12 protein-coding genes are annotated in these 19,812 nt (G+C 68.1%); 7 read left to right on the top strand and 5 right to left on the bottom strand.

Features of this window, described 5'->3' with window-relative positions; translation table 11 throughout:
* The 3 genes from AC1DSO_RS09825 to AC1DSO_RS09815 form a co-directional block, all read right to left on the bottom strand.
* Nucleotides 1–1,724 (bottom strand): TonB-dependent receptor (locus tag AC1DSO_RS09825; RefSeq protein ID WP_477068645.1); only part of this gene is annotated, 1,724 nt, incomplete at its 3' end.
* Nucleotides 1,708–2,739, bottom strand: coding sequence for a FecR family protein (locus AC1DSO_RS09820; protein ID WP_477068644.1), 1,032 nt, complete (start codon nt 2,737–2,739; stop codon nt 1,708–1,710). The genes AC1DSO_RS09820 and AC1DSO_RS09825, both read right to left, overlap by 17 nt.
* Nucleotides 2,736–3,260 (bottom strand): RNA polymerase sigma factor, encoded by a 525-nt coding sequence (locus tag AC1DSO_RS09815; RefSeq protein WP_477068643.1) that lies wholly within the window; start codon nt 3,258–3,260, stop codon nt 2,736–2,738. The genes AC1DSO_RS09820 and AC1DSO_RS09815 overlap by 4 nt, the downstream gene beginning before the upstream one ends.
* Before the next feature lie 247 nt (nt 3,261–3,507).
* Between AC1DSO_RS09815 and AC1DSO_RS09810 the strand changes: the two genes are divergently transcribed.
* The 7 genes from AC1DSO_RS09810 (at nt 3,508) to AC1DSO_RS09780 (ending at nt 15,800) form a co-directional block, all read left to right on the top strand.
* Nucleotides 3,508–5,811 (top strand): TonB-dependent receptor, encoded by a 2,304-nt coding sequence (locus AC1DSO_RS09810; protein WP_477068642.1) that lies wholly within the window; start codon nt 3,508–3,510, stop codon nt 5,809–5,811.
* A 30-nt stretch (nt 5,812–5,841) separates the two neighbouring features.
* Nucleotides 5,842–7,179 carry a M20/M25/M40 family metallo-hydrolase gene (locus AC1DSO_RS09805; protein ID WP_477068641.1) on the top strand — a complete coding sequence of 446 codons (1,338 nt, stop codon included), beginning with the start codon at nt 5,842–5,844 and terminating at the stop codon, nt 7,177–7,179.
* A gap of 268 nt (nt 7,180–7,447) precedes the next feature.
* Nucleotides 7,448–10,303 (top strand): TonB-dependent receptor, encoded by a 2,856-nt coding sequence (locus AC1DSO_RS09800; protein WP_477068640.1) that lies wholly within the window; start codon nt 7,448–7,450, stop codon nt 10,301–10,303.
* Nucleotides 10,291–10,875, top strand: a complete 585-nt coding sequence (locus tag AC1DSO_RS09795) for an RNA polymerase sigma factor (RefSeq protein ID WP_477068639.1) — start codon at nt 10,291–10,293, stop codon at nt 10,873–10,875. The genes AC1DSO_RS09800 and AC1DSO_RS09795 overlap by 13 nt, the downstream gene beginning before the upstream one ends.
* Entirely contained in the window at nt 10,865–11,860 is a 996-nt protein-coding gene (locus AC1DSO_RS09790; protein WP_477068638.1) for a FecR family protein, read from the top strand. Before AC1DSO_RS09795 ends, AC1DSO_RS09790 begins: the two co-directional genes overlap by 11 nt.
* 134 nt (nt 11,861–11,994) lie before the next feature.
* The gene (locus AC1DSO_RS09785) at nt 11,995–14,646 is read left to right on the top strand and encodes a TonB-dependent receptor (RefSeq protein ID WP_477068637.1); all 2,652 of its coding nucleotides are present in this window, start codon (nt 11,995–11,997) and stop codon (nt 14,644–14,646) included.
* 110 nt (nt 14,647–14,756) lie between these two features.
* The gene (locus AC1DSO_RS09780) at nt 14,757–15,800 is read left to right on the top strand and encodes a phosphatidylinositol-specific phospholipase C domain-containing protein (protein WP_477068636.1); all 1,044 of its coding nucleotides are present in this window, start codon (nt 14,757–14,759) and stop codon (nt 15,798–15,800) included.
* A gap of 5 nt (nt 15,801–15,805) precedes the next feature.
* Here the strand turns inward: AC1DSO_RS09780 and AC1DSO_RS09775 are convergent, their stop codons facing one another.
* Together AC1DSO_RS09775 and AC1DSO_RS09770 are read right to left on the bottom strand one after the other, a co-directional pair.
* Nucleotides 15,806–16,561, bottom strand: coding sequence for a DeoR/GlpR family DNA-binding transcription regulator (locus tag AC1DSO_RS09775; protein WP_477068635.1), 756 nt, complete (start codon nt 16,559–16,561; stop codon nt 15,806–15,808).
* A gap of 127 nt (nt 16,562–16,688) precedes the next feature.
* On the bottom strand, nt 16,689–19,706 hold the full coding sequence (locus AC1DSO_RS09770) for a TonB-dependent receptor (RefSeq protein ID WP_477068634.1): 3,018 nt from the start codon (nt 19,704–19,706) through the stop codon (nt 16,689–16,691).
* Nucleotides 19,707–19,812: the final 106 nt, after the last annotated feature.

Genomic DNA, 19,812 nt, shown 5'->3' with positions numbered 1-19,812 from the left:
GTCCAGGTTGGGGCCGAGGACCTGGCCTCGCGGGCCGGGCCGCAACCGGCGTCCGGCACGTCGRCCGCCGGCGCGACGGCGCGGGCGAGGCAGGCGCTGGACGCATCATGGGTGTAGCGCAGCCCGGTCTCCAGCTCGAATCCGCGCCCCATTCGGCGCGTGACGTCGACGAACGCCGCCTGGCTCTCGCCCCGCCGATACTGGAACTCCAGCCGCGCCGGCCGGATCGGCGTGACCGCCGCCCGGACCAGAACCCGCTGAACGCCGAGGGGAACGGTGGACATGTAGAACAGGCCCGCCTGCCAGGTCGTGGACTCCCGCTCCCCGTTGGCCCGAACCTCCTGGGTGAACTGCTCCAGCCCGATGCGGCGCTCGATGTCGTTCAGCGCCAGCATCGAGCCGTCGGCGTCCAGCGCGCTGTTCAGCACGGCGCGGCGATAGGAGGTCACCGAGCGGACCGACAGGGCCGCCCCTCGCCAGTCCAGGCGAAGAGACGCGCCGTCATTGTCGCGATCCGAGCGCGGCGCCAAGCCGACCCGAGTCTTACGCGGTCCCAGGTCCTTCTGCTGGGCCAGGGCGATATCGATGTCACATCCCGCTACGCCGCAATCATAGTAGGGCGCAGCCTCGGGGGTGCGGGCGTTGCCGCCGCCGGTCACCGCGGGCGGATTGGGATAGACGCCCGACAGTAGGGTGGCGCTGCCGGTCTCCCGCGCCCGGAAGGCGTCCAGGATCAGCAATGCCGAGAACGRCCCGGCCGGCGCGTAGGTCAAGGACAGGCGAACGGCCGCCTGATCGCGATCGTCGAGGTCGCCGCCGACGCCCAGATTCTCGACCAGGCCGTCGCGCTTCAGCCCATACAGCGCCAGCCGCGCCTGGAGCGGCGCACCGGCTTCGCCCAGATCCTGGGCCAGTTCGATCTCGCGCAGACGATGGGATCCCGCCGACAACCGGACATAGCCGCCCTGCCCCGGCTCGGTCGCGCGGATCAGCAGGGCGCCGCCGGTGGTGTTGCGCCCGAACAGCACGCCTTGCGGACCGCGCAGCACCTGGACCTCGGACAGGTCGAACGACGGCAGGACCGAGCCGCTGTTGGGCAGCGGGGCCTCGTTCAGATAGGTGATCACCGACAGGGCGGAGTCTCCGGCCGTCGCCCGGCGCTGGCCTCGGATCACCAGGGTCGGGGTCTCGGCCGACATCTGGCCGGCCGCCGTCAGCCCGACGGCCAGCGCGCGCAGGGCCAGGACGCCGTCGCCGCTCAACCGCTCCAGGTCGCGAGCCGAAACCGCCGCGACCGACGCGGGGACATCGATCAGCCGCTCGTCGCGGCGGCGCGCCTGGACGACGACCTCATCCAGCGAGAGCGGGTCGTCGACCATAGCCGTCGCCGCCGACGGCTTGGCCGTGGAGCGCGGCGCGCGCCGAGCGACGGCGTAGACGCCGGGCCCGATAAGCCGCGCTTCCAGGCCGCTGCCCCGCAGCAGCTGTCGCAGCGCCGCCTCGGGTTCGGCAGACCCCCGGCCGCCGGGCGAACGCAGCGCCGCGACGGCCTCGGGCGCGAACAGGACGTCGAGGCGCGTCTGCTCGGCATAGCGCCTCAGCGCCTGAGCCATGACGCCGGGCGGCACGTCGTACCGGCGCGGCGCGGCGACGGCGGGCGCGGCGACGGCGAAGACGAGCGCCCCCGCCAACGCGCCGGCGAGAAGGTCAGTCCGCGCTCGCACCAGAGCCCCGCCGCGGGGACAGGACGATAGCGCCGTCGGCCGCGCGACCAACGCTCAGGCCATGAACCGCCGCGATCGCACGGGCGAAGGTTTCGGGGTCGTCCCCGCCGTAGGACCCGCTGATCCGAAGCGTCCGCGCCGCGCCTTCCACGACGATGCGGCGACCACCCCGCCGATTGAGTTCCTCGACGGCGGTCTCCAGGGTCTCGCTCCGCAACGCCAGTCGCCCCTCGCGCCAGGCCGTCGTCGCGGCGACGTCAGTCGACGACACCCGTTCGCCCCCCGCCGCGTTGGCGATCAAGACCTGGCCGGGAGACAGATCCGTCGCCCGCCCTCCCCCAATGTCGCGGACCTGGACCCGCCCTTGCAGCAGCGCGACACGGAACGGCGCGCCCTTAGCGGCCATGTCGACCTCGAAGGCGGTGCCGACCGCCCGCACCACATGGTCGCCGCCGAACACCTCGAACGGTCTCCTGGCGTCGTGGGCGACGTCGAAGAAGGCGCGCCCACCGGTCAGGTCGATCCGTCGTTGGCCGCGGTTCAGCGCGACCCTGATCCGGGCCCCGCCGTCCAGGACGACGCGGGAACCATCCGCCAAGGTCACCGCCGTCCGATGTCCGGGCGCGGCGGCATAGGTCGCCTCGGTCGCCCCGCTCCGCCACCAGAGCCATCCGCCAGCGCCTAGGACGATCGCGACGCCCGCCAGGCCGGCGGCGAGGCGTCCGAAGGACGACCGGGCCTTGCGCGCCCGCCCGTGGCTCAACGCCCGCCGCGCCTGGGCCATCTCCCAGGCAAGATCGTCGTCGCCCGCCGCGGCGTCGACGATCTCGCCGACCTCGGCCATGTCGGCATAGGCGCGCGCGTGCTCGGGATCCGCCTCGAGCCAGGCGACCAGCGCTGCCTCGTCGCTGTCGCGCCAGTCGGGCCGCACCTTGCGGTCGTGCCAGGTCGCGGCCGCGTCATAGACGTCGACCGGGTCGTCGTCATTGGTGGGAATGTTGCTCGCGGACGTCATGGACGGCGAACCCGGCGGGTCAGATGGGCCATGGCCCGTCGAACGTCCTTTTCCACGGTGCTCACCGACATCGAGAGCGCATCGGCGATGTCCTGATGCCGCAAGCCGTCCACCCGGTAAAGCAAGAAGACGTGCCGCGTGCGCTCGGGCAGGTCGGCCAGGGCCTGGCGCACCTGGGCCAGGGTCTCGCGGTCAATCAGCAGCTGCTCGGGCGAATGGGGCTGGGCCGGCCGGCTGGCGTCCTCGACTTCATTCACCGACACCCGCCGCACCTGCTGACGCCGAGCGCGGTCGCGGATCAGATTGTTGGCCGCCTGGAACAGATAGGCCTCCAGCCGTTCGATGGCCTGGCCGGGCTCGCGCCGGGCGAAGCGGACGAACACCTCCTGAACCAGGTCGTCGACGTCGGCGACGCGGCCGATGCGCGAGATCACGAACCGGCGCAACACGCCCTCATGCCGACGAACAATCAGGTCGATATCGTCGACATGGACCTGACTAAGCGCTGACTGTCCTGACACCCCGACCTCCCGCCGCACGGCCCCGGCTAGTCCAACTCGCGCGCCGGACTTCGACCAAACACACCCCGGCGACGGCTTTGGCCAGCCATGCCCGATGTTTGAGCAACAAGCGCCCGCTTCTCAACCTCCTCTTCAAGCGGCCGGCCCAAAGCTCCGAAGGCTGAAAAAGTCGTAAGGGCGATCGTTCCTCGCCCGTCTTGCCCGTGCAGCCGCCCTTGGTCGGCTCGCAAGACAGAGGGGACCACACTTGAATCGTACAGCTTCCCGTAATTTCCGCGCCACCGCCCTGGCCACGAGCGCCMTGGCCTCCAGCATCTTGGCGGCTGCGATCGCCACGCCGGTCCTGGCTCAGGACAACGCCAACGCGATCGCGCTGGACGAGGTCGTGGTCACGGCCCTCAAGCGCCAGACCAACCTGCAGGACACGCCGCTCAGCATCTCGGCGGTGGGTGAAACCACGCTGAGCCGCCTGGGCGCGACGGGCATCAACGACTATTTCCGGCAGGTCCCCAATCTCAATCTGGACGGCAACACGCCGTCGAACCGCCGCCTGACCCTGCGCGGCGTGCGCAGCGCCGGCGAGGCGACCACCGGGCTCTATTACGACGAGACGCCGCTGACCGGTCCGACCGGCACAACCCAGGACGCCGGCTCGACCACGCCCGACATCAACCTCTTCGACGTCCAGCGCGTCGAGGTGCTGCGCGGTCCGCAAGGCACGCTGTACGGCTCGGGCTCGATGGGCGGCACCCTGCGGGTGATCTTCAACAAGGCCGACACCCACGCCTATGCCGGCGCCGTCGAAGGCCAGGCGACGACCACCAAGAACGGCGACGCCGGCTACTACGCCAAGGGCATGGTCAACGTGCCGCTGATCCAGGACAAGCTTGGGGCGCGCTTGGTGCTCTACCGCGAGGAGCGCGGCGGCTATGTCGACAGCGTCCCGCTGAAGAAGAACGACGTGAACGGTTCGGCCTCGAGCGGCGGCCGACTGATGCTGACCTTCACCCCGACCGAAGATCTGACGATCCGGGCCACGGCGGCGCAGCAGAAGGAGTCGATCGACGGCCAGTCGAGCTGGGCCGCGATCGCCGGCCGCTACAAGTCCGACCGCAGGACGATCGCGCCCAGCAACTCGAAGCTGGCGCTCTACAACGTCACCGCCGAGTGGGAGCTCCCGTTCGCGACGCTGACGGCGACGTCCTCCTACTACAAGTGGAAGATGTTGCGGAACAGCGACTGGACTAACAACATCGCCAACAACCGCGCCAGCGGCGCCGCTTGCGGCCGCTATTTCGGCCTGTCGGGAACAACCTGCACCAGCGCCCAGCTCTCCCAGTACACCGCCTGGGCGGACTCACGCGGGCCGGCCGTTTCCTGGCAGCCGATGACCCTGAAGACCTGGACCCACGAGGCGCGCCTCAGCGGCGATCTGTTCGAGGGCAAACTCGACTGGACCGGCGGCGTCTACTACGAGACGCGCAAGGATCACGTCGACAGCATCCAGACCCATGCCGACGCCGTCACCGGCGAGGCCGTCCGGCCGTTCGACCCGCTGGGCGCGCGCTATATCCACAATGACGTCAAGCAGACCGCCGTCTTCGGCGAGCTGGCCTACCATCTCACCGACGCCCTGACGGTGACCGGCGGCGCGCGGCGCTTCGACTACGACAAGACCGTGAGCGGCGCGGTGACGATCGGCAATGTGATCTCCAACTCGCCGGTCACGGCCTTCAGCCAGGTCGACGCCAGCGCCAAGGGCTGGGTCGAGCGCCTCAACGTTTCGTACGAGCTCGACAAGAACCTGATGGTCTACGCCCAGGCCTCGAAGGGCTACCGGCCCGGCGGCGCCAACAACATCCCCGGCCTGACCAGCGGCCTGGTGCCGTTCCAGCCTGACAGTCTTTGGAACTACGAGGCCGGCGTGAAGAGCGACTGGTTCGATCGCCGTCTGACGGTGAACCTGTCGGCCTACCAGATCGACTGGAGCAACATCCAGGTGCAGGCCCAGGCCAACGTCGGGGCCAACTTCTTCATTATCACCAACGCCGGCGCGGCCCGCATCCGCGGCCTGGAGCTGGAAACGACCGTGCGGCCGGTCACGGGCCTGACCTTTACCGGCGCCCTGGGTCTGTCGGACGCCAAACTGACCGAGGACCAGGTCAATTCGTCGGTGACGATGTCGGGCTCGACCGGCCTGCGGGGCGACCGCCTGCCGTTCGTGCCCAAGGTCAGCGGCTCGATCGGCGCCGACTATGTCTGGCCGATCGGCGACGGCCTCAGCGGCCTGATCCACCTGGACGCCAGCTACACCGGCAAGACCGCCTCGCAGTTCCGCCGGACCTACGTCTACTACGAGAAGATCCCGGCCTATTCGGTCGTGGGCGCGCGCGTGGGCGTCGAGGGCGACGGCTGGGGCGCCTTCGCCTTCGCCCAGAACCTGACCAACTCGGTCGGCCCGGTGTCGATCACCTCGGCCGCCGGCGCGCTCGACCAGGTCGTCAGCCTGACGCCGCGCGTGTTGGGCGTGATGGTCCGCCGCAGCTTCTGATCCCTTCAAGTTTCACACAGAGATCACGCAATGAAATCCCGCACGACCTCAGCCCTGGCGGCCCTCTTCTGCGCCGTCGCCCTTCCGGCCCTGGCCCAGACCAAGCCGCCCCCCGCGCCCGGCGAATTCGGCAATGTCCGCCCGCCGGCGCCCACCTCGCCCTTCGCCAAGCAAGCCAAGGCCCTGCTCGCCAGCAGGAGCTTCAAGGTCGCCAAGGACGCCCTGGCGGCCGGCTACGACCAGACCGTGGCCGACATCGTCACCCTGACCGAGATCCCCGCCCCGCCCTTCGGCGAGACCGAAAAGGGCAAAGCCTATCTGGCGCTGCTGGCCAAGGAGGGACTGACCGATCTGGAAACCGACGCGGCCGGCAACGTCATGGGCCTGCGCAAGGGTTCGGGCGGCGGCGGCCTGCTGGTCGTGGCCGCCCACCTCGACACGGTGTTCCCGGCCGGCACGAACGTGAAGGTCCGACGCGACGGAGACAAGCTCTACGCCCCTGGCATCGGCGACGACACGGTCGGTCTTGGCTCGATCCTAGCCATCCTGCGCGCCATCAACGCCGCCGGGATCCAGACCCAGAGCGACATCCTGTTCGTCGGCGACGTCGGCGAGGAAGGCCCCGGCGACCTGCGCGGCATGAAGGAGCTTTTCCTCAAGGGTCGCTATAAGGACAGGATCGACGCCTTCATCTCGCTCGAGCCCAGCGGTCCGACCGTCATCGTCAACGGCGGGGTCGGCTCCAAGCGCTACAAGACCACCTTCAAGGGTCCGGGCGGCCACAGCATGGGCGACTTCGGCACGGTCAATCCGGCCTTCGCCCTGGCCGACGCGGCCCGGCAATTTGGCCAGCTGAAGGTCCCGACCGATCCGCGCACGGTCTACAATATCGGCCTGCTAGAGGGCGGCACCTCGGTCAACTCGATCCCGTTCGCGGTCGCCATGACCGTCGACATGCGCTCGTCCGGCGCGGCCGAACTGAAGGCCGTCGAGGAAGCCTACCTCGCCATCCTGCCCAAGGCCGTCGCCGCCGAGAACGCGGCCCGGTCGACCAAGCGTGGCGAGATCAGCATCGACAACAAGATGGTCGGCGACCGGCCCGTGGGCGAAACCCCAGTCTCCAGCCCGTTCGTGCAGCGACTGGCCGCCGTGGGCGACGCCCTGGGCAAGCCCATGGGCTATGTGGCCGGCTCCACCGACGCCAACATCCCGATGAGTCTGGGCAAACCCGCCGTCACCCTGGGCGCGGGCTTCGTCACCTTCCGCGGCCACTCGTTGGAGGAAGGCATGGAGGTCAACAAGGCGCGGGACGTCGAGAGCATCGCCACGACCATGGCCCAGATTCTGATGGCCGCGACCCCGAAGTAGCGGCGATCAAGGCGGGTCCGATCGAGGCTCGGGTCCGCCTACACCTCGGCTGTGGTTGCCAAGCAAGCCGCGCGGGCCGTCACTCGGAATCTCCGCGCCGATCCCGGGCGACGACATGTCCGTCAGGCGGCCGGATGTTGAGATCGCTCCAGTTCGGCGACGTTTCGCATCTCGATAGAGGCCAGATGTCGTCAATCCGTCATCCAAGCCGACTAGTCCACGGCAGGATCGGTTCGCGTCGGCGAAACCGGAGATCCTCGCGCGCAGCATGCCACGCAAAATCGATTGTCGGACCGTGCTGCTCACGATCACGGCGACCGCGGCGGCGTCGCTCGCATCACAAGCCTATGCGCAGGTTCGCCGGGACTTGGGCCAGGCGCTGACCAAACTGGCGATTGAACGTGACGTACAGATCGTCTTTCAGCCTCGCCTCGTCAGTGGCCATGTCGCCGGTCCGGCGCCGCAGGGGGCCGATTTGGACCAGACGTTGGCGGCACTGGTCGCTGGCCAAGGTCTCGTTGTTCGAAAGCTTGGGCCCGGCCTTTATTCGCTGGAGTTGGCCACTGCGCGGCCGCTGGCCCCGCCAAGTCCGCCAAACGACGACGTGGCGTCGCTGGAATCGGTCGTCGTCACCGCGCCGTACGCGGCCAGCCTGGGCCGCGCCCTCGTGCTCAAGCGGCGGGCGGCCTACGGGATGGACGCCGTCAGCGCCGAAGACATCGCCCGGTTGCCCGCCGTCAACGCCGCCGAGGCGTTGCAACTGGCTCCCGGCGTCAGCCTGGAGCGGCATCGCGGGATCGGGCTCTATGTCAGCGTCCGGGGTTTGGGTCCGCAATTCCAGAACGTGCTGCTCAATGGCCGGTCGGTGGCGATGAACGACCTGGTCGAGAACGGCGGGTTTCGGGGTCGGCAGTTTCGCTTCGAGATGCTGCCGGCCGACGCCATCGAACGCATCGAAGTGGCCAAGACCACCACCGCCGACATGGACGAGGGCGCGCTGGGCGGCAACATCGACGTGCGCACGTTCAAACCGCTTGAGCAGTCGCGTCGCGCCGCCGTCTCGATCCGCGGCTCGGTCGGCCAGAGCGGCAAGGTCGATCCCGCCGCCTCCGGCGTCTGGAGCTGGATCAACGATAGCGGCAGCCTTGGCCTGCTGGTCGCGGGCGTGGCCGACCGCCGGCGGGTCCGCAACGACCGGCTCTACCAGACGGGTTGGAACCTCGACCGTTTCAAGTCGGTCCTGGGACCGGGGCTCTATACGCCCACCCGCACGCGACCGACCATCGAGTTGGAGGATCGCCGCCTGATGTCCGGCGACTTCGCGCTGCAATGGCGGCCGTCCGCGGCCTGGCGGACCGACTTGGATCTGCTGCTGACACGCCTCGACGCCCACTACGACGAGTTCGGCCTCGACATCTATCCAGACGACTTCACGGTTTCTCCGCCAAGCTTCGTTCCCGGAACCCAGGTGGTCTCGGGCGACACTGTGCAGGCCGGGACGATCGACAACGTCCGATGGATGGCCTCTCGCGAGACCAGTTTGAACCGGCACGACCTGGCCGCCTTCGGCGCGCACCAGCACTGGAGCCAAGGACCTTGGTCGGTCGAGGCCGACTACGCCTATTCGCGCGCTCGCAGCTATCATCCCGACGGCCAGGGCACGGTGCGAGCGCGGGTCGCGTTCTTCGCACCGCTGAGCTTCGACTTCGGCCGCGGCCGGGGCGCGGGCCCGACGCTGACGACGCCGATCGACTACGCCGATCCCCGCCAATTTGTCGGCCAAGCCTTCGATTACACTTGGAAGGATTCGCGCGACACCGACGAAGCGATCAAGCTCCACGCCTCACGAACCTTCGACGGCCCTTTGGGCAAGCTGAGCGCGGGTCTCGAGCGGCGACGGCGTGCGCGCGACTATCGCCGCCGGGACTGGATCCTGGACACCGTGGTCGGCGCCCCCCTGACCACGCTGGCCCCCCAATCCTATGGACTAACCCCGTTCTCGAACTTCTTGGCCGGCGCCAACGGCGATCTTCCACGCCGTTGGGTGGCGCCTGATGCGCGCGCTTTCTATGAGCGGCTCTTCACTGCCGCGATCGCCGCCCAGCCGCCGTCGACTTCAGACCTTCGCAATTCCTTCGTGGTCGAGGAGAAGATCCGCTCGGCCTACGTGCGCGCCGATTTCGCGGGCAAGTGGTTCGGACGCACCGTCGACGGCGACATGGGCGTGCGCTTTGCCCATACCGACCAAGTCTCCGCGGGCGTGCTGTCCAGCGGGGCCATCCCAATACCCGCCGAATGGCGCAAGTCCTATGGCGACTGGCTGCCCAGCGCCAACCTGCGCATGACCTTGCGCCCCGACCTGCTGCTGCGTCTGGGCGCGTCGCGAGTGGTCAACCGGCCCAACGTCGTCGACAACGCTCCGCGTATCACCTTGGCCCGCGACACACCCACGGCCAACGGCGGCAATCCCGACCTGGACCCGTTTCTCGCCACCCAACTGGATGTCTCGCTGGAATGGTACCTGGCGTCCGGCGGGGCCTTGACCGGCGCGGTGTTCGACCGTCGGCTGGACCACTACATCACCGCTCAAAACACCTACATCCAGGTTCCCGGACGCGGCGAGGTGCTGCTCTCGACCAACGTCAACGGCGGCGACGCGCGGATCCAGGGGTTCGAGGCCGCCTACAGCCAGACGTTCAAGTCGCTCCCCGCCCCGCTCGACGGCTTTGGCGTGCAGGGGTCGGTGACCCTTGTGCGCAGCAGGGCCAACTATTTCGCTGGCGATCGGGTCATCCGCAACGCCTTGCTGGGCCTGTCGCGCGCAAACTACAGCCTGCTGGCCTTCTACGAGCGCGGCCGCGCTTCCGTACGCCTGGGCTATGCTTGGCGCAGTCCCTACCTGACGACGATCGGCAGCTCGGTCACCGCACCCTCCCATACCGAGGCCTTCGGGACGCTGGACGGCGCGGCCTCATGGCGGATCGATCGCCGGGCGACGCTGACTCTGGAAGGCGTCAACCTGACCGACGCGCGCAAGTACGTCTACGGCGAGACCCGAGACCAGCCGATGGAGACCCATCACTGGGGCCGATACCTGTCCGCGAGGCTGAGATGGGCGTTCTGACCTTCCCCACGCCAATGACCGAGTTCGCCCTGGAGGCGCCCTCGTCAAGGACGGCCCAATCGCCGCTGGATGCGCCTCGCTTCGACGCGCTCGTCGCGCGCTATCGTCGTCCCCTCCTGAGCTTCTTTCAACGCCGCGCCGTCAGCCTCGAGGACGCCGAGGACCTGACCCAGGAGGTCTTCATGCGCTTATCGCGGCGGTTTTCTCGCCTGCACTGGGGTAATCCCGACGGCCTGATCTTCACGGTCGCCGCCAACGCCCTGGTCGACCACGAGCGCCATGAGCGGTCACGGCGTCGCGGCTACCACGTGGAGGTCGACCCAGCCCTCCCCGCCGAGGAACCCTCCGCCGAGGCGGCGCTCAGCGGGCGCGAGCGCCTACGAACCCTGGTCGCGGCCCTGAATACGCTCCACCCCAACGTCAAGGCCGTGTTCGTCCTCTGCCGTTTCGAAAACCTCAGCCAAGCCGAGACCGCCGCGCGCCTGGGACTGTCGGTAAGCGCGGTGGAAAAGCACATGATGACGGCCATGACGCGGCTGCGCCAGGCGATCGGATCCCAGCATGACGCCTAGCGACACCGCCACCCCAGCGCCTGGCCCCGATCCGCGCCAACTGCTCGCCGCCAGCCTGTCGCGACCGCTGACGGAGGCTGAGCAGCTCAGTCTCGACGCCTGGGCCGCCAGTTCGGCCGCCGCGCGCGAGGAAGTCGCCCAGACTCGCGAGATCTGGTTGGCCGCGGGCCTGGCCGACCAAGATCCGGTGATCCGCCGATTGCGACGGTCGGCGCGCCTGACCGCCCGTCTGGACCCGCCCGAGCGCCGGCGTAGCGCGGCGCTCGCCCGTCGCTGGCTAGTTGGAGGTCTTGGTCTGAGCGCCGCCGCTGTGGTCGCCGGCGTGATGCTCGTCGATCATCCTCGGACCGAGCGGTTCACGGCGCCCGACCATGCCGTCGCCCACCTGGCGCTGGCGGATGGCAGTCGCATCGCGCTCAGCCCTGGTGGCGTTCTGACAGCTCGGTTGTCGCGACATGCGCGTACTGTGGATCTCGCCAAGGGCGACGCCTTCTTTGAAGTCCGCCACGACGCGCGTCGTCCGTTCACAGTAGCCGCGTCCGGCCGGACGCTGACGGTGCTGGGCACCCGCTTCAACGTCGCCCAAGGGCGGCGAACGACCGTGTCGTTGGTGCAAGGTTCGCTGCGTGTCAGCGCGCCCGGCGCGGTCGACATCGTGCTTAAGCCGGGCGAGCGTTATGTGGCGACGAAGATGGGCGGCCAAGCGGAAATGGCCAATGTCGTAAGCGACGCGGCTTGGAAGGACGGGCGACTGGTGTTCGCCGACACCGGCCTGACCGAAGTGACCGAGCGTCTGTCGCGCGCGGCCGGCCGGCGCTTCGTTCTCGCCGATCCAGCGCTGGGCGCCCTGCGGCTTTCAGGATCGATGAAGGTCGACCGGATCCAAGACGTGCGGTCTGTGCTGGAGGCCAGCTTGCCGGTGGCCACGCGCCTCGCGGGCAATGGCGACGTCATCATTACGAGCGCCGGCGAAACTCGTCCTTAAGCGGACAAAACTTCCGACTTTTCAACAAGCTGTCGCAAATATTTCATCGGCTCGCGACTGAGGTTTGACCGACCAGCTTTCGTTCTTCCTCCCCGACCCGCCTCCCTGCGGGCAGCCAATCCATCGGGGGATAGATGATCCGCTCCAAATTCATGCCGGCGCGTTGTGCGGGCGCCGTGGCCGTTCTCGCCTTCGCCGCGCAAGGCGCCTGGCTGTCCCAGGCTCACGCCGCCGAGCCCACGACCGCCGCGGCCGCCGAGCCGGCCGCCGACGCCGTCGACGAGATCGTCGTCACCTCCTACGGCAAAAGCCTTCAGGCCGCCGCCGCCCTGAAGCGCTCGGCCGCCTATGGCCTGGACGCGATCAACGCCGAGGACATCGGCAAATTCCCGACCCGCAACGCGGCCGAGGCCCTGCAGCTGGTCACCGGCGTGACCATCGATCGCCAGCGCGGCGCGGGCCTCTATGTCAGCGTTCGAGGCCTGGGGCCGCAGTTTCAGTATACCGAGCTGAACGGCCGCTCGATCGCCGTCAACGACCTGATCGAGAACGGCGGCGCCAAGGGCCGTCAGTTCCGCTTCGAGGTGCTGCCCGCCGAGCTGATCTCGCAGATCGAGGTCGTCAAGACGCCAACCGCCGACATGGACGAAGGCGCCCTGGGCGGCAATATCAACATCAAGACCTTCAAGCCCTTCGATCTTGGCAAAAAGGCCGCCTTCTCGGTGCGCGAGACCTATAACGACGTCCGCAAGAAGGCCGATCCGTCGTTCTCGGGCCTGGGCAGCTGGACCAACGCCGACAACACGCTGGGCCTGCTGGCCTCGGGGATGTACGACGAGCGCCACGTCCGCAACGACCGCCTGTACCAGGTCGGCTGGAACCTCGATAAGTTCAAGTCGGTGGTGGGCAGCGGCCTCTACACGCCCTCGCGCACGCGCACGACGATCGAGACCGAACACCGCAAGCTCTATTCGGGCGCCCTTTCGGGCCAGTGGAAGCCGAACGGCGATTTCCAGACCGACGTCGATCTTCTGGTGACCCGGCTCGACGTCGACTACGACGAGTTCGGCCTCGACATCTATCCGGACGACGGCACCTTCGCTGCGCCGCAGTTCGTGGCCGGCAGCCAGAAGGTCGTCGGCGACACGATCGTGGCCGCGACGATCAACAATGTCCGCTGGATGGGTTCGCGCGAGACCAGCCTGAACCGTCACGACCTGACGATCTTCGGGATCAAGCAGGCGTGGACACCCGGCGCCTGGAGCTTCAACGCCGAGTACGGCTATTCGCGCGCCCGCAGCTACCACCCCGACGGCAAGGCCACGACGCGCAACCGCATCGCCTTCTTCGCGCCGCTGACCTACGATTTCTCGCGCGGCTACACGGCGATCCCGCAGCTGACCACGCCCGTCGACTACACCAACCCGGCCAACTATGTCGGCCAGGCCTTCGACTACACCTGGAAGGACTCGCGCGACACCGACGAGACCTTCCGCCTGGACGGCTCGCGCGTCTTCTCGGGCTGGTTCACCAAGCTGGCGTTCGGCGCCGAGCAGCACAACCTGAACCGGACCTACCTGCGCCGCGACTGGGTGCTCAACGACATCCTCAACGTGCCGCTGTCGACCCTGGGTTCCAGCTTCTACCAGCCCATGCCCTATTCCGGTTTCCTGTCGGACTTCTCGGGCAATACGCCGCGCACCTGGGTCAGCCCGACCCGCGACGCCTACTACAACCGCCTGTACACGCCGACCGTGGCGGCCCAGCCGTGGTCGGCGGCCGACCTGCGCAACTCGTTCATCGTCGACCAAAAGATCCACAGCGCCTATGTGCGCGGCGACTTCAAGTTCGACTTGGCCGGCCTGCCGGTCAGCGGCAACCTGGGTCTGCGCTACGCGAAGACCAAGCAACTGGCCAGCGGCACGCTGACCAGCGGCTCGACGCCGGTGCCCGTCGGCTATCTGAAGACCTATGACAACTGGCTGCCCAGCCTGAACGTCAAGGTCGAGCTGCGCGACGACCTGATCGCCCGCTTCGCCGCCTCGCGCGTCGTCAACCGTCCGAATGTCACCGACAGCGCCCCGCGCATCAGCGTCTCGCGTGACTCGCCGACGGCCTCGGGCGGCAATCCGGACCTGGATCCGTTCTTGGCCGACCAGTACGACGCCTCGCTGGAGTGGTACCCGGCCCCGACCACGGCCGTGACCGGCGCCGTCTTCGTCAAGAAGATGGACGACTACATCACCGCCCAGAACACCACGATCCAGGTGCCCGGCCGCGGCGACATCCTGCTGTCGGCCAGCGTCAATGGCGGCGACGCCGAGATCAAGGGCTTCGAGGCGGCTTACAACCAGTCGCTGTCGTTCTTGCCCGGGCCGTTCGACGGCTTCGGCGTACAGGCCTCGGTCACCCTGGTCGACAGCAAGGCGAACTACTTCGCCGGCAATCGTCAGATCAAGGACGACCTCGTGGGCCTTTCCAAGAAGAGCTACAATCTGGTCGGCTACTACGAGAAGGGTCCGATCAGCGCCCGCCTCGGCTGGTTCTGGCGCTCGCGCTACCTGACCTCGATCGGCAGCACCACGACGGCCCAGGCCTATGTCGACGCCTATGGCTCGCTCGACGGCTCGCTGTCCTACCAGCTGACGCCACAATACGCCCTGACGCTGGAAGGCTCGAACCTCACGGACGAGATCCGCTACGTCTACGGCAAGAGCAAGGACCAGCCCATGGAGATTTATCACTGGGGCCGCACGGCCTCACTGACCCTGCGCGGCAAGTTCTAGTCCGTCTTCCAGTCCCCTCGGGCGGCCGCGTGTCGGCCGCCCCACCTCACGGATCGGCGCGCCCCTCGGCGCGCGCCGATCCGCCTTTTTCCTTCCTGCGAGGTCCCGCCATGCGCCTGCGCGTCCTGCTGTCGTCGATCGCGCTACTGGCGCTGCTAAGCTCGCCCTTGGTCGCCCATGCGGCCGACGCGCCGAGGCTCAACGCCATGCGCGTGCTGGGCTCGCACAACAGCTACCGTCCCGAGCTGGACCCCGCCGCCTTGGCCCACCAGCGCCAAGTGATGGGCGAGCGCTCCACGGGCGTCGAGTACGGTCACCCGCCGATCGCGGCGCAGCTGAATCTGGGCGTGCGCCAGCTGGAGTTCGACCCCTATGCCGACAGCGCCGGCGGCCTCTACGCCGCGCCCTACGCCACCGACCCCGCCAAGCTGGCGATCATGAACCGGCCCGGCGCCAAGGTGCTGCACGCGCCGATCGTGGACGCTCGCACCCACTGCCTGACCCTGGCCGCCTGCTTCGACGAGGTCGCCGCCTGGTCGAAAGCCCATCCGGACCACGATCCAATCGTGATCTTCGTCAACACCAAGGAAGAGCCGTTCAACACCCCGGCCCTTCCCAACCCGCCCCTGTACACCGAGGCCGACCTGGCCAGCATCGACGCCGACGCCATCGCCACCTTCGGCCGGAGCGGCATCGTGGCGCCAGACGACGTGCGTGGCGCAGCCGCTACCCTGCGCGAAGCCGTGATCGCCGGCGACTGGCCGACCCTGGCGGCGGCCCGCGGCAAGGTGCTGCTGGTGCTCGATTCCAACCCGCGTATCGCCGAGCTCTACCGACAGGGCCATCCGTCCCTGAAGGGGCGTATGATGTTCGGCCTCTACGACGCGGTGGAGCCTGAGGCCGCGGTGTTCAATATCCAGGACCCCAAGGCCGAGGAGGCTGGCATCAAGGCTCTGGTCGCCCAGGGTTTCCTGGTCCGCACCCGCAGCGACGCCGACACCCGCGAGGCCCGCCAGCACGATCTCACCCGCCTGCAGGCGGCGCTGCGGTCCGGCGCGCAGGTCATCAGCAGCGACTACTATCCTGGCGCCCCGGACCCGTTGGGTCTGGGCTTCGTGGTGTCGCCGCCCTGGTTCAAACCGCAATCGCGGTAGAGGCGTCAGGCGACCACGATCTCGGCGTCGCTGAAGGCGTCTTGGAATTCGGCGCTTAGCGGCCCGTCGGTGACCAGGACATCGACATCCTTGATCGACGCCGTGTGAACCAGTCCAAGGCGACCGAACTTGCCATGGTCAGCCGCAAGGAGGACGCGACTGGCGGTCGAGTAGGCGATCCGGCTCATGATCGCCTCGCTGGGCGAATGGTCCATTAGGCCGTGCTCCAGGTTCACCGCCCCGACGGTCAGGATCGACAGGCTGGGCCGGAAGCCGGCGACGAAATCCTGGGCGTGCCGGTCGGAGAACGACTGGTAGGCCGCGTTCATCTCACCGCCTGCGAGGAACAGGGTGTGGCCCCGGTCCTTGCGGATCGCCTGGGCCACGGCCAGCGAGTTGGTGATGACCTTCAACTGGCGGTGCTCGGCCAAAGCCTTGGCCACGAAGCAGGAGGTCGAGCCGCTGTCGAGGAACAGGGTGTCGCCGTCCGAAACGAACTTGACCACCGCCTCGGCGATGCGGGTCTTGCCAGTCACGTTCTTCTGCATTCGAAGATCGAAGGGCCCCTCGATCTCCTGGGGCGGCAGGCGAACCGCGCCGTGCAGGCGCACGATGGTCCCGGCCTCCTCCATCACGCGCAGCTCGCGCCGGATCGTCTCCTCGGAGACCGACAGCGCCTTCGCGATATCGGCGATCGCGCGCGTCTGGTTGGGCTCGAGCAGGTTCAGGATGTCGCGCTGGCGATCGTAGCGTTTGAGCATTCTCTGTCCGTCTCTGTCGGCTCAACTCCGCGAGCCGCCGACGCGGGACACTATGGCCTGAGTCCCGCCGCATGAAGGGGTGTCCCCCGGCCGCGGGGGAAGGAACGCGGCCGGGGGACGCGCGCGCCTAGAAGGCGACGCGCAGCTGGATCCGCGCGTAGCGCGGGGTCTGGTAGTCGACGGGCTTGCGGAAATTGGGGTCGGCCACGCCGCTGCCGCCGATGTCGCCGAACTCGTGGTAGGCCGTCACCGCGTGCGAATTGAAAAGGTTGAAGACGTCCAGCCGCAGCGAGGCGTCGAACCGGTCGTCCGGCGTCGGCAGGGTCACCACGGCGCTGGCGTTGAACTGGGTGACCCAGTCGCCCTCGAACGCCGAGCCGCGCTCGACGACCTTGCCCTGGCAATAGAAGCCGTAGCCCTGGTAGCCGAAGGCGACGGGATCGACCGCGTTCGGCACGATGCCGATGCAGCTGTACTTGCGCGGCGACTGGACCAGGCCGTTGCCGCCCAGGGTCAGCCACTTGTTCACCGCGTAGCTGCCATAGGCCTTGAAGGTGTGGCGGCGATGGTTAGGCAGGTAACCGTCGGCGCCGTTCAGGAAGCCCGGCGAGTCGAAGTCGGCGGTGGTGTTGATCGCCAACTGGCCATTCTCCGAGCGCACGCCGCCCTCGTAGTTCCCCTTCAGGCTAGCCCAGGTATAGGAGCCCGACAGCGACCAGCGGTCGTCGAAGGCGCGGTCGAAGGTGAAGGTCAGGGCGTTGTAGTCGCGCTTGGGCTTGGGATAGGTCAGGTCCGCGGCCGACAGCGTGACCACCGGCTTGGAGCCATCCGGCAGGCTGTTCAGCCGGATCTTCACGTCCTCGCCCGGGTTGGCGATCACCCATTGGCGACCGCCGCCGAAGCTGGCTTGGCACTGGGCCGCGGTGAAGCCGGCCTTCACACAATAGGCGCGCGCCCCGGTGTCGATCGCCACGTCCTCGATGATGCTGTTCAGCTCGCGGTGGGTGAAATAGGCGCCCACCTTGATCAGGTCACCGAAGCGGCGCTCGTAGCCCAGCACGAACTCGTCGGCCGATTGGGGCTTGAGGTTGTGGGCGATAGACTCAACCGTTTCGGCCACCGCGCCCGAGGCCGAGACCAGGCAGTTGGACGTGCCGGTGTCCGGACAGGCCTGCATGCCCGCGACCGAGGTGACCGGCGCGCCCAGGCCCGGCGTGCCGTCGGGGGCGACCGAGGTCAGCAGGTTGTAGCGCGTGTAGGTGACCAGCGAGCCGGCGAACTTCAGCGACAGGTCGCTGGGCAGCGGCAGGTAGTAGCGGCCGAAGAAGCCGTAGAGCTTGGACTTGCCGTCGCCGAAAGGGTCGCCCGACACGGCGATGCGCGGCGCCCACTGATTGCCTGGATCGTAGAAGGTCGAGCCGTCGGCGCTGCGGTTGTCGAAGCGGTCGTTGCGGACGCCCAGCTCAAACTGCAGACGGTTGTCGAACAGCGACCACTGGTCCTGGGCGTAGAACGCCTGGTTGACCGTGCCGAACGAACCGCTGTTGCGATAGACGCGCGTGGTCACATAGTCCGTGCCCGACGGCAGGCCGGTCTGGTCCGTGCCGGTGGCGCGGAAGATCTTCAGGAAGCCCTGGCCGATCGTCTCGAACGTCTGGTTGGCCGTGTTCTCCTCGTGGTCGTAGCCGACCCGCAGGTGGTGGGCGCCCAGGAGGTTGAAGTTGAAGTCGGCGTCGGCGCGATAGAAGGTCCGCTTGTCGTCGTTGAACGACATCGCGTCGGTCACCTTGTTCACACCGATGTCGACCCCTGACGAATTGGTCCGGTAGTCGAGGACCCGCTCGTGGGCGGTGTCGAGCGGCAGCTGGCCGTCGCGGAACTTGTTGACACCATAGGCCGCCGACAGGGTGAACCAGGGCGTGAAGGTGCCAGTGTAGCGGGCGATGTAGTTCTCGCCGCCCGAGCGCTGGTTGGTCCCGCCGGTCTCGGCCCCGAGCGTCTTGGTGGCGCGAACGTAGTTCAGGCTGCGGTTGCGGACGTCCTTGGTCGAGTCGAAATAGGTGAACTCCAGGTGCTGCTTGCTGGTCAGCCAGCCGTCCAGCTTGCCGCCCCAGAACGGCGCGTCGTCGCTGACGCGGGTGGCGTTGTCCTGGCTGGCCGAAGGCGTGAAGGTCTTCAGGCGGCGCTGGTTGTACAGGCCGTAGAAGAACAGGCGGTCCTTGATGATCGGCCCTCCCAGCTCGGCCACCCACTCCTCGCGGCTGGCGGTGGAGTCCTGGAAATTGTTGCGGAAACTGCTCGGCGCGCTGTCGCGCAGGTCGCCCGGTTCCCATGTGGCGGTCACGCCGCCGTGGAAGACATTGGTGCCCGACTTGGTGATGGCGTTGACGAAGCCGCCGGTCGAGCGGCCGAACTCGGCCGGATACCCGCCGGTCTTGACCTCGATCGACTTGTAGAAGTCGAACGGCACCTCGACGGGCAGCAGGCCCATGCGGAAGTTGGTGATGTTCAGGCCGTTCACAAAAAAGGCGTTCTCGATGAAGCTGGCGCCCGAGATCGAGATCTGGTTGGCGAAGGTCCCATTGGCTGATGACGAGCCCTGGACGACGCCGGGCGACATCAGCGCCACGTCGCGTAGCGAGCGTCCGACCGGCACGCGCTCGGCCAGCTCGCCGATCTCGATGGCCGCGCCGGTGGTGGTGATCTCGAAGTCCGGCGTGCGCATCCGGCCGGCCTTGACGACGACGGCCTCGACCGACCCGACCGGCGCCAGGGTGAACAGGTTCGAGCCGCCCGCGCGGCTGATCAGCACGCCGTTTTCCGCATAGGCGTCGAAGCCCTCTGCGGTCACCGAGACCGCATAGGCGCCGGGCGCCAGTTGCGGGATCACATAGGCGCCGCTGGCGTTGGTGACGGCCGAGCGCTTCACGCCCAGGGCTTCCGACGTGATCCGCACCACGGCGCCGGCGATCGGCTTACCGTCGGCCGACTGCACGCGGCCCGAGGCCTGGACATTGGTATAGTCCTCAGCCATCGCCGGCGTCGCCATCAAGGCGATCGCGGGAAGGCTCGCGCCGACCAGGGCCAGCGCCCGTAGCGCCATGACGCCGCGCCAGCGCCGACCGGCTGCAGATTGATCCCTCACGACCGTCTCTCCCAGAGAAATTGCGCCCAAGCGATCCGCCGCGCGCCGCCCTCGCGGTCGCCGCCCCTCGCCGCATCATCCCTAGCCACCGTTTGTGGATATCACG

It is taken from the genome of Caulobacter sp. P4_E5 (assembly GCF_056401555.1).
The sequence above is the reverse complement of the archived record's forward strand: the minus strand, read 5'-3'. Positions and strand labels throughout refer to the sequence as shown.

Excerpts from the sequence above, each read along its gene's own strand:
- AC1DSO_RS09820 (WP_477068644.1), bottom strand. The coding sequence starts at position 2,739 with ATGACGTCCGCGAGCAACATTCCCACCAATGACGACGACCCGGTCGAC.
- AC1DSO_RS09805 (WP_477068641.1), top strand. The coding sequence starts at position 5,842 with ATGAAATCCCGCACGACCTCAGCCCTGGCGGCCCTCTTCTGCGCCGTC.
- AC1DSO_RS09800 (WP_477068640.1), top strand. The coding sequence starts at position 7,448 with ATGCCACGCAAAATCGATTGTCGGACCGTGCTGCTCACGATCACGGCG.
- AC1DSO_RS09795 (WP_477068639.1), top strand. The coding sequence starts at position 10,291 with ATGGGCGTTCTGACCTTCCCCACGCCAATGACCGAGTTCGCCCTGGAG.
- AC1DSO_RS09790 (WP_477068638.1), top strand. The coding sequence starts at position 10,865 with ATGACGCCTAGCGACACCGCCACCCCAGCGCCTGGCCCCGATCCGCGC.
- AC1DSO_RS09785 (WP_477068637.1), top strand. The coding sequence starts at position 11,995 with ATGATCCGCTCCAAATTCATGCCGGCGCGTTGTGCGGGCGCCGTGGCC.
- AC1DSO_RS09780 (WP_477068636.1), top strand. The coding sequence starts at position 14,757 with ATGCGCCTGCGCGTCCTGCTGTCGTCGATCGCGCTACTGGCGCTGCTA.
- AC1DSO_RS09775 (WP_477068635.1), bottom strand. The coding sequence starts at position 16,561 with ATGCTCAAACGCTACGATCGCCAGCGCGACATCCTGAACCTGCTCGAG.